The sequence below is a fragment of the Pseudogracilibacillus amylolyticus (SeqCode) genome, assembly GCF_051918545.1.
Lineage (GTDB): Bacteria > Bacillota > Bacilli > Bacillales > Amphibacillaceae > Pseudogracilibacillus.
Genome location: NZ_JBPPZG010000001.1, coordinates 1 through 10,167 on the forward strand (window position 1 = coordinate 1; position 10,167 = coordinate 10,167).

Below are 10,167 nucleotides of genomic sequence, written 5' to 3' on the forward strand. Positions count from 1 at the left end.
CGTTAATTTTAAATATGTTTCGAAAAAACCATATATTAAGCGCTGGTCGGCTTCATTCAATTGTAAACGCCAAAGCATCCTCATAAACTCAGCCTTTACTTGCACTCGCTCTTCCTCTTTAAACCCCATTTTACTAAGCAGCGCTGCCACAACTTCGCAGTGAAACTTCAGTCCTTAATACGTTTCCCATATTAATAAAATGACCCACCGTGGTACGCATTGTTAAGAGGCGGGGTGGGGACTGTTACTTATATTATGCAGGATTATTACAATTATTCAATAGTAATTGTACTCGCCACAATCTCATCTCTTACACTTTGTTGGCTAAGCTTTGTCGCTTTTATTTTTTCTTCTTGTTCTTTAATTATCTATCTTGCTCTTTTTGTCTTAACTTTCCCAGGTCTGAAATTGCTTTGTTAAGTTTCATATTACTATCTGAAATCTTCCCTAGTAACTTTGCTTGTGATTCCTTTGCTTTTTGAACTTTTTCATTTTCCCTTTGAATTTCTCTCTGTTTATTTTGAATGGTGGTTGTGTTTTTGGTTCGTTGAATAGATTTATTTGCTCTATTAATTTTGGTAATTGCGTCACATTCCCTTAATCCTTAATGATATTTACTAAGGGTAAGTACAAAATCCCTTTGTTAGAGCTATAAAAAGTAGCAGTTAATTTTCTGCCACCTTTTAAATCTTGCTATTAAAGTATGTTTGATCACATTCTAACTGTCTTTTTAATATTTCTCTCCATAATTTCTTTCCGTATTCCTTGCGCCCCATTGATATTTTTGTATGTTTATAACTTCCATCTTCTCGCATTTTTCTATAAAAGTAGTGATCGGTTTTTTTATACAGTTCCCAGCCGTCACGTTCGCAAAACCTTTTATGTTCTGACGTGTTTGACATCGAAAGATTCTATAACTCCATTTACGTCATCAATAACAAGGGCTTTTAATACTTTGGGAAATTGCTTTTTAAAATCCGGAGTAGTGTGATAAAGATTTAAGTCCTTAAAATAATCAATTGCAGAATCCAACAATTGTTCTGCTAGTTTCTGTTTAACTTCATCTTCAGTTTCACCAGCTTCAACAAACCAGAAATCATTCATTGTACCGACATATTCATTTGACTCTGCATCGTAATCAATGTTAACCGAATAACGAATGTTATCCATTAGTAAAGACATGTAATGCATGTTCATCGATACGAATACATCTCGTTCATTGCGCTGTACAAACTTAGGAGCTTTATGAATTACTTCATCTACAAATCTAGACCAGTCTTTGCGGACGGCACTCGACTTCTCTGCTAAGAGCATAAGCTTCATCTCCTTTCACCTCCTAGTTTATCATATTCGTACAAAGCGTACAATATGAACAAAACGTACATTTATATATAGTATGGGAAAGTTTTGTTTGTACTATTCAATTGAGAAGCGTACAAATCTGGGAATTTTTCACTATAACTGGCTGGAACTTTATATAGTCAATATTCCATTTACATCATTCCCTCCAACCTCCGTCTCAACTCCTCATCCTTCCGCAACTTCCGCCGCACTGACTGTCCCCATCCTTTTACGGCATCAGCAGTAACACCTTCCAGTTCCATAATTTCTTTCACAGACAAATCCGCGATAATAAAATACTTCACCCATTTCCACTGATTCTCTGATAGCCTCCTCCTCACTTCTTCCCAAAAATCCTGATCTTCCAACACAATTCCACGTACATTCACTACTGGCATTCCAGATCCACGATGCCGATTTCCGTCATCCAGCCGAATAGATTCCTCATGTGTAATATCCTCTAAAACCTCTTGTTCACGCAATTTTTTACGTAGTAAGTCAACTAACCTGAACCGGATGCGATAATTGACAAACGTTCCAATCTGCCCTTTCGTCGCATCAAATTCTTTGTATGCCTTCCAAAGAGCAACGATCCCCTCTGTATAAAATTCCTCATACCATTCACCCGTTATGCCCAGCCGATGGATTTGATAATGAATTCTCCGTTCATTTGCTTTAAAAAACACGTCAAAATCCCCGTTCATTCAAGTTCCTCCTAAATTTGTATTACCGCTCGAGCAAGTAACACCATCATAAGAAGTACTTGGAAACCTTGCATATCCCCTAACTATGTATAACTTATTGCAAACCGACTTTATCCTAATAGGAAAAGACACATTATACGAGGTCTAAACATGCCATACTCCCAACAACCTGGAAGTAAGAGCAATAATAAAAAACTTTAATAAACAAACAAAATCACATTACATAATACATTTTACCTAATTATAATTTATCAAAGATTGAATAAAATAGTTAAATACATCTATGAAATTGCATAAAATTACATAAAAGGGACCTTTAGGGCGTTTAGTATTTATTCCAATATTGTGATAATTAGGTAAAAAGGGTGGGTGTACGTGAAGTCACAAAAAGATGTGGTTCTAAAGGAAACATTTCAACGTATTATTGGCAAACACATTAGACAAAGCAGAACGATGTGGGGATTGACCCAGGAGGAAGCGGCAGAACGTATAGGTTGTTCTGCAAAACACTTAGGTAGAGTCGAAAGGGGGGAAAAATCACCGAATGGCTTCCTGCTATCAATAATCCAGATAAAATTTAACTTGAATTCTGATTATTTAATCGAGTTTAAAGAAGCACTAAAAAAATTTGAAAACGAAAATTAATCTTCTACTTTACTACCTTACTATTTTAAGATAGCGAGTACTCGCTATCTTACCACCGATATACGTACCCCTGCCTGATAAAAGGAGAGATTCAAAGTGATCATGGAGAATTATAGTATTAATGAAAATACGCTAGCGTTATTACCTGCAAAACAAATCGACTTTGACACAATTGTCATTGAAAAAGACCGTAAAATAAAGGTTCGAAAAACATCTCTAGAACTTATTAAAGCAGCTTGCTACAATGAGTGGTCCACCTACGAAGGCAGACGCCAAGCAGTTATACATCACACGAACTTCAAAAGAAAAGTACCGATCCCAATCAACATTAGAAATGGAAACTATTTCTTCCCTACACATTCACCCACAAGCATCTACAATAAATGGTTTTCCTATCTACACATCGACGAAATTAATAAACATCCCAACAATGCGACAAAAACAATTATCACTTTTTATAATGGCATAGAACTTTGCGTCAATATTCCCTATCATCTATTGGATAAACAAATGCAACGGACATTTGAGTGTATGTACAGGATGAAAAGGTTTTGGATGAACAACAATAGAAATGAATATGATGGAGGAAAGGATCTTACATCATAGTTTAAAACTTCAACCATTAAAAATAAACGCATAATACTTACATAAAAAGCTTTAGCGACTGAATAAATAAATTGCTCACAGCTTTGAAATTATTAATTTTTCGCCAATCCATTTTTTTGACAAATAAAGGATAGTAACATAATCTTGTTACTATCCTACCATCTTTTCACAGGTTTAATTTCTCATACCCTGATTTCTTATTCATTTAAAACATATTCTGCTTGTAAACTTCCAAACCCAAGTTGGTTAAAAAGATTGACATCAAGTAAATAACCGCCAACTGGACAAGCTTTTTCAAAGAAGTACACTATATAACCAAACATATATTGATAAAGAGATGACCTACAATGTAAAACGGTAGTAATATTCGCTCTCTTTATTTTCATAATATTTATGCTTTTCTATCGCCATTCTATGACTAAATTTCCCGTCATTAAAAGTAAGATGATTGTTCATCCACATATCATATCTGCTTTCTTTTTCCAATCTTCTTCCAGGAATTATTTTCTTAGGTCTTTTCGGTAATCTATTATACTCTATTTCCATATTACGTTCATTTATTAAAAAAACATGATATTTAAAATTAATTTTACTAGGGTTAACATGTAAAGCAGACATTAGTAGTTTACAATGCATATAACCTGAAAATAACTGTTCTGTAAGTTCTTTCAGTTTATTAGAGGGAGTCCTTTTTAACTCACAAATATGACAGGATATATTTCCATCTGTCTCTACCGATATAAAAATGGAATCTGGAAATCTATCATTTTTTAGAAAACTTATCCTTGAATGTTCATTATTTGTTTCATTAAGTGCATGATACATTGCATTTGAACTTTTTCGCTCAACTTTTACAATCATATTTTCTCTAGGAGATTTGATTTCCTCTTTTATTTCACAAAAGTCGTCTATTTCCTTTAGTATATTTTTTTTAATAATACAATATGATTATGCATACATTACACCTTTAAGAATTTTTTTTATTTTGTATCTTTAAAGATTCATCATATAATTCATTTAAAACGTGCGTAAACATATTTATTTCGTATCCGTAATCTGTTCTCTCCTTCTTATCGAGGAAATAACATTCATCGTCGTCTTCCAAAAGCTCATACACATTAACTTGAATGGACGGATCCTTTAATAACATATTGTTTAAAAATTGGAAAAATACATCGCTATGAGTAGTAATGTAGAATTTTTTACCCTCTTTTTTAAGTAAACGGTTTAAATAACTTAAAAACTCTTTTTGACTTTTAAGAGATAAATGTGCTTCTGGTTCTTCAATAATCACTTCCGAGTAACGAGAAATTGGTTGATTTATTAACAAGTAAGGAATTAATCTATTTTGTTTTATGGAGAATAATTCTCTTCTTATTTCTTTCCCATCCTTCATTACAATAGAACTAATCTCTCCATCATCACCATACTTTATTTGTCCGCCGAACAAATCTTCCATATCGGATGTCAACCTGTCAACTAAATTCGGAAATGTTTCAAGGTAATGTTTAAAATTTAGATAAGAGGCTGTAAAAAGACGTTCACTATATCGACGCTTTAAATTAGTTTCTACTTCTATGTCAGATGCTGCTTTCATTAAAGCATTATCCATAAATGAATTTCGTTCTGTAGGAAGATATAAAATTCTGTCAGATCCGAAATAAGAATCATATTTATAAGATAGAAACATCTCTTTTATCTTTCTATTAATAATATCGCTTAATTTGTTACGATCAATTAGACGAAAGGACTTTTCTTCATCTAATGATGTAGCTTCCTTTTCAAAAAGAAACGTCTCCAAGTTAATGATTGTTGCTATCAAAAATTCATTTTCAAGATGAAGCGAAAGAATTAGTCTATCCTTTCTTTGTTGGCTTACATGCAAATAATATTTTTCTTCTTTCTCCTCAAATACGTCTAAATCTAAAAGCTTAAATGAGAATGAAGACTCATCAGTTAATAGTACATTTTCATTTATACCACCAATAGCTTTAGAATACTCATCTTCCACCATTTTTTTGAATTCTATATTTAACTTATCAGCATCATGAGATGTAATGTTGATCCTTACTGATGTTTCTTGTATATTTTTTTTACTTTCTTGTTTTATTAAATCATTAACTTCTATGTCTGTTTCTAATGAAAACATACTTTCATATTTGTCTATAAGATGCTTTACAAATGTACGCTTCCTATTTTGGTAATAATCTTTAAGAAAGCTAATGGTTTCTAATAAAAGGGTTTTTCCTGCGCCATTGTCACCAACGATAATGGTTAAATGCTGATCTTTAATTTCAGCTTTCTTAATGTGTGCTAAGTTTGAAAGTAGCACCCTCATAATACCCGTCCTTTCAAAAATCTGTATTATGATTATTGACTACTACAATATAACTATACAATGTTAAATAGATGTAATGACAAAACTGTACTTAATAAAAATCCTAAAGCGTTATGCGACACTTATAATATATCATAAAAAACAAGTAATACATCCACTTCATCAATTTCTCTGTCCCTTTATAAAACCATATGTATTCGCTTCCGACTCGAAATAACAGAATAGCCTGATATCATTAACCTGCTACCAAATTAAGAGCTAATATAATAAATAGGTTAGGTTATAGTGGTTCGGAAATTTTATATCGGAAGAAGGATATTGAAAAGGAATCAAAAAGCGTTGTAGATATTTCCCGTCAAACACTTCAGTTATTAATGGAACTAGACCCTTATGCTTGCTATTGCGTAAACGGAAAACCTTTTGTATTATTCTTCGACGAAATTTGCCACTGTATGATTTTAAAGTTATACCAGTTGAGCTTATAAGTAATATTTATGAACGATTATTAGGAGTAGGTTAACAAAAACAAGATAGTGCTTTTTATATCCCACCACATTTGGTAGATTATATTTTTTCCGCCCAAACAATTGATCCGTGTTGAATTAACAAAAACAAGTTTACCTTACTAGATCTCTCTGAAAATGTCCAAAATGATCAAAAATCATTATATCTATAATTCTAGATTCCGTGTACCATCCCTTTGGCCAAACACAACCAAAATTCGATCTTCTTCGTTCCCCTATAATTAAACCTGCAAATTTTATTGGACTATAAATGAGTCTCCTATTAAACTAAAGATAGAAAACATGAAAATAGACTTTAGAATAGACCGGAAACTTATGGGGGAATTCAAATGTACATTGATAATCAAGATCAACTTTCAATTTTCGACTTTTTAGACAGTGACGATGAGCCTAGAGAACCTTTCAGTAATGAGAATAATGAAAATGACTTAGCCTGGTTCCAGAAAAAAGATAGAAATTCAATCCCTACTGATTTTCTAATCGATTTTGATAGTTTTATGAACTATTTAAATGAACATCCAATTCAATTAACGAAAAAAATGGGATATATCTCAAGAAAACATTTACCTACCATTAATGAACTTTTATCAATAAAAACAGTAGATGTAACAGACTACTCTCAGCAAGAATACTATCCATATATTCATTTTTTCTATTCTCTCGCATTGACCGGAAAGTTAGTAGAAAAAGTGACCGATTCAACGTATCCACATTTAGAAATAACAGGTAGATGGAACGATTACAAACAATTAACTGACACAGAAAAATATTTCTTTTTACTTGAAACATTTTGGGTCGATTTGAATTGGACAGATATTTTAAATCAAAATACCAACCCAATCATCCTTGTAATAGAAGATATCTTTACAAAATTATTAGATACAAAACAATTACAACTTAAAAAGTCATTGTTAGCTAGACTAACTTATAATTGGAATTATTTTTTTCTTTATTTAGAATGGTTTGGTCTTTGGGTTTGTGAAACAGACATCGAAAATATAGAAAGTGCTAATCGAAAGACCGAATACTACGTGAATTCCATTTTATTGACACCCTTTGCTGAAAAAATAGTACCTATTTTATTGAATGATAGACACCCACAAGTATGGAATATTCCATATCGTCGTGAAAATGGTGAAGTTAACCCAATACCCGGATCCAAACTACCTGAAGGGATTGAAAATTTATTTGATGATAAGGTCATTTTTAATGAAGATCAAAGTTCTCATGATTTTCACAAAGCATTTACCAAACTATTCACACCTAAATTATTACAGAAAACATTACCTAGAAACGAGCGTAAATTCACTCCAGGTACTTATACATTTAAAATCATCTATACAAATCATTCCTGGTGTAAAGTAATGTTAGGAGCAAATCATACAATGGCTGACCTACATAAAATTATTATCAAAGCATTCGAATTTGATGATGATCACCTCTATTCATTCTTCATGGACGGAAAGAAATGGTCTAGGAACAGCATTGTTGCACCGCTAGACATTTCTGGTAACCCTATTGCAACAGACGTTAAAATTGGAGCAGCGGGTCTAGATGTTGGGAAAAAATTTATATATCTTTACGATTACGGAGATGAATGGACATTTAATGTTACCGTGGAACAAATAGAAGAAGAGATCGCTGAACCAATGACTCCTTCTTTAATCGAACGGATAGGTAGTGGACCTGAGCAATACTTTTTTATTGAGGAAGAATGAGGGATAGCATTTGAATACCGTGCTCGAACACCTCCATTAAAGAAATTGAAACTTAAAGAAATGCGCTGACTAAACCGAAATATTGATTACAGAAAAAATAACCATCTTTTTCCAATCATTAGGAAGGAGGTGGTTACTTTTTCCATGGAGACAATAATTAAAACATTATTATACTCTCCCTAATTCGTCAATAAAAGCTGGTCTTCTTCGATAAAGTGCCTTTAGCTCTTTTTTAAATTCTACTTGTCTTTGCTTTCCAGCAATCTTTTTATATCCTTTTAGTTTCTGACATACACGTTGATAATCTCTTCGATTGGACGAGGTGCTTGCTGCAGCTTCTATGTATTTCTTGTAAATTTCAATTGCGTCTTCTTCAAAATGGTTAACCAATTTTTCGGCGTAATCTTCTATATATCTCGGGTTGGATTTAACAAACTCCAAAATTTCTTCCAAATCATTTTCTTTCTCTATCAGATTAAGGAATAAACTGGTGGTGTGCCATCCTTTCCCTTTTTTCAATTCTAGTTTTAAGTCTGTATAAAACTCATCTAGATTATTTGTAGCCAGTTCTTTAAGTTCCTGATAATAGTCAAAATCTCCAGCCAAGAAAAGTTCTTTTGCCAAAATTCGTTGTTCTTCTTTTCTTGAAAGGGACTTCAATGCTTTATAGCGGGATTTTTTCCATTTAGATAATGGTCTTAAAGAATCTTGATCCTGTTTTTCTCCTTCTTTCGCTAATTCTATTACTTTCTCATAGTTTTTATCTTGAAGGTATTTGTTCAGTAATTTCTCTCTAAAGGAGGAATATTGTAAATGTTTATGAATGAACTGTTCCGCTTCAGCTTGTGTACCATAATCCTCAACCAATTGAAATAACAGTTGTAGCAATTTTTCATTTCCATACTGCAAATAGTCATCATTGGAATCTTCTTCAATCATAGACTCAATTTTATTTATTAACTGTTCTCTACACTTTTCATCATCTACAAAATCAAAACAAATTGATAACAAATCAATCTTGTATTCCAACCAACCATCGAAAACTTCATTGTCCGTTTGAGCTAATAGCTTTTCGAATATTTCCATTTTATGATTACTAATCACAACGTCTCTTGACACAATTTCTTCAATTAATTCTAACGTTTCCGTAATAAGCGAACCAATATCACCGTTTGAATCATCCGCATAAGAAAAGGCATCGATCGCTTCCTCAAGTAAGAGTAATGCAATATCGACTGCTATTTGAACATTCTCCATGTTCCTTACCTTTTCTACTATACCCTCCAACTCGCTAACAAATCGCCATGTATTTCGATATGTTATAAATCCTTCTCTCCCCGTATATTTTATAGCAATTGAGTCAATTATTTCCTGACATGCTACGAGTGCTTGTTGACCATCTCCTTTTCCATATTGAATTAAGAGACTATTTTTTAATATATCATCATTAGTCGTAACATCAACAATAATATTTATTAATTCTTGTTTTGATAGATTAATTAAAACATGATAAATTGTATCTCGCTTATTAGCCTTGGAAGGTGCTGTTTCAATATCATTTTCTTGATCTAGCATTTCAAAAAGTTTAAAATATGCTGCCACTTCGTGTTTGCATATTGGTCCAAGGTCATAGGGGCAATCACAATAAGAGTTTAAAATATCCCCATGATCCCCAATCTCAACCGATACCTCGTAGTCATCGCCGCCCTCAATATAAAAAACATATTTGTTATTCCTCTGTTTATACACCTTTTTGATATTTCCATCATTATAATAATTGAACCCTCGGTCTAATATGTTCTGGTTAATATGGTTTTCAAAATCATAAATGTGCATCGCTAGCTCCCAATAATCTTTTTTATTATTTTAACATAACGAGGAACACTTTGTGACCTTCTATATTTAACTAACAATTATGCGAGGCGGCATTCATGGCTGAGTAAGTGAAATTAAAAGATATTATTGATGGCATGGAAATGAATACAAATGAAGGATTAGGTTTTACTAAATATTACTACCGGTGAAGTTTTTTACCTTTCACAAAATTTTTTGGGAGATGCTGAAGACCAAATGCCATATGACGATTTTTTCTACACGACTGACAACAGGAGCAAATAATACTCGCCAATGACGTGCTAGATCACGATGATAAAAAATCCCAGTGACATGAATCACTAGGATGGTTTATGATAGATTGTACATTTAATTGGTTACGAGTTTTTCTTGTTGTTTTGCAAGTCTTCTGAGGGATTCTAATTTGTCCTTTTCCCCCATTTTTCCCTTTTCAATCG

At 32.7% G+C, this 10,167-nt stretch carries 8 protein-coding genes and 1 pseudogene; 3 read left to right on the top strand and 6 right to left on the bottom strand.

What is annotated here, in order from left to right; translation table 11 throughout:
* The 3 genes and pseudogenes from ACPYKA_RS00005 to ACPYKA_RS00015 all read right to left on the bottom strand — a co-directional run.
* Positions 1–153, bottom strand: a pseudogene (locus ACPYKA_RS00005) (DUF4351 domain-containing protein); the annotation flags it as partial.
* A gap of 726 nt (positions 154–879) precedes the next feature.
* On the bottom strand, positions 880–1,323 hold the full coding sequence (locus ACPYKA_RS00010; RefSeq protein ID WP_479540368.1) for a hypothetical protein: 444 nt from the start codon (positions 1,321–1,323) through the stop codon (positions 880–882).
* Between the two features lie 170 nt (positions 1,324–1,493).
* Positions 1,494–2,045, bottom strand: a complete 552-nt coding sequence (locus tag ACPYKA_RS00015; RefSeq protein ID WP_479540369.1) for a sigma-70 family RNA polymerase sigma factor — start codon at positions 2,043–2,045, stop codon at positions 1,494–1,496.
* 375 nt (positions 2,046–2,420) lie between these two features.
* Here ACPYKA_RS00015 and ACPYKA_RS00020 point away from each other — a divergent pair, with 375 nt between their 5' ends.
* Positions 2,421–2,690, top strand: coding sequence for a helix-turn-helix domain-containing protein (locus ACPYKA_RS00020; RefSeq protein ID WP_479540370.1), 270 nt, complete (start codon positions 2,421–2,423; stop codon positions 2,688–2,690).
* A gap of 102 nt (positions 2,691–2,792) precedes the next feature.
* Positions 2,793–3,296 carry a competence protein ComK gene (locus tag ACPYKA_RS00025; protein WP_479540425.1) on the top strand — a complete coding sequence of 168 codons (504 nt, stop codon included), beginning with the start codon at positions 2,793–2,795 and terminating at the stop codon, positions 3,294–3,296.
* Positions 3,297–3,638: 342 nt separating this feature from the next.
* Here ACPYKA_RS00025 and ACPYKA_RS00030 read toward each other — a convergent pair whose 3' ends face one another.
* Both ACPYKA_RS00030 and ACPYKA_RS00035 read right to left on the bottom strand, forming a co-directional pair.
* Entirely contained in the window at positions 3,639–4,157 is a 519-nt protein-coding gene (locus ACPYKA_RS00030) for a hypothetical protein (protein ID WP_479540371.1), read from the bottom strand.
* 106 nt (positions 4,158–4,263) lie between these two features.
* On the bottom strand, positions 4,264–5,634 hold the full coding sequence (locus ACPYKA_RS00035; RefSeq protein WP_479540372.1) for an AAA family ATPase: 1,371 nt from the start codon (positions 5,632–5,634) through the stop codon (positions 4,264–4,266).
* 853 nt (positions 5,635–6,487) lie between these two features.
* On the opposite strand from ACPYKA_RS00035, the gene ACPYKA_RS00040 reads away from it, so the two are divergent.
* A complete protein-coding gene (locus ACPYKA_RS00040; RefSeq protein WP_479540373.1) occupies positions 6,488–7,876 on the top strand; it encodes an IS1096 element passenger TnpR family protein in 1,389 nt (462 codons plus the stop codon).
* Between the two features lie 168 nt (positions 7,877–8,044).
* Here the strand turns inward: ACPYKA_RS00040 and ACPYKA_RS00045 are convergent, their stop codons facing one another.
* Positions 8,045–9,712 carry an SWIM zinc finger family protein gene (locus ACPYKA_RS00045; RefSeq protein WP_479540374.1) on the bottom strand — a complete coding sequence of 556 codons (1,668 nt, stop codon included), beginning with the start codon at positions 9,710–9,712 and terminating at the stop codon, positions 8,045–8,047.
* Positions 9,713–10,167 lie beyond the last annotated feature (455 nt).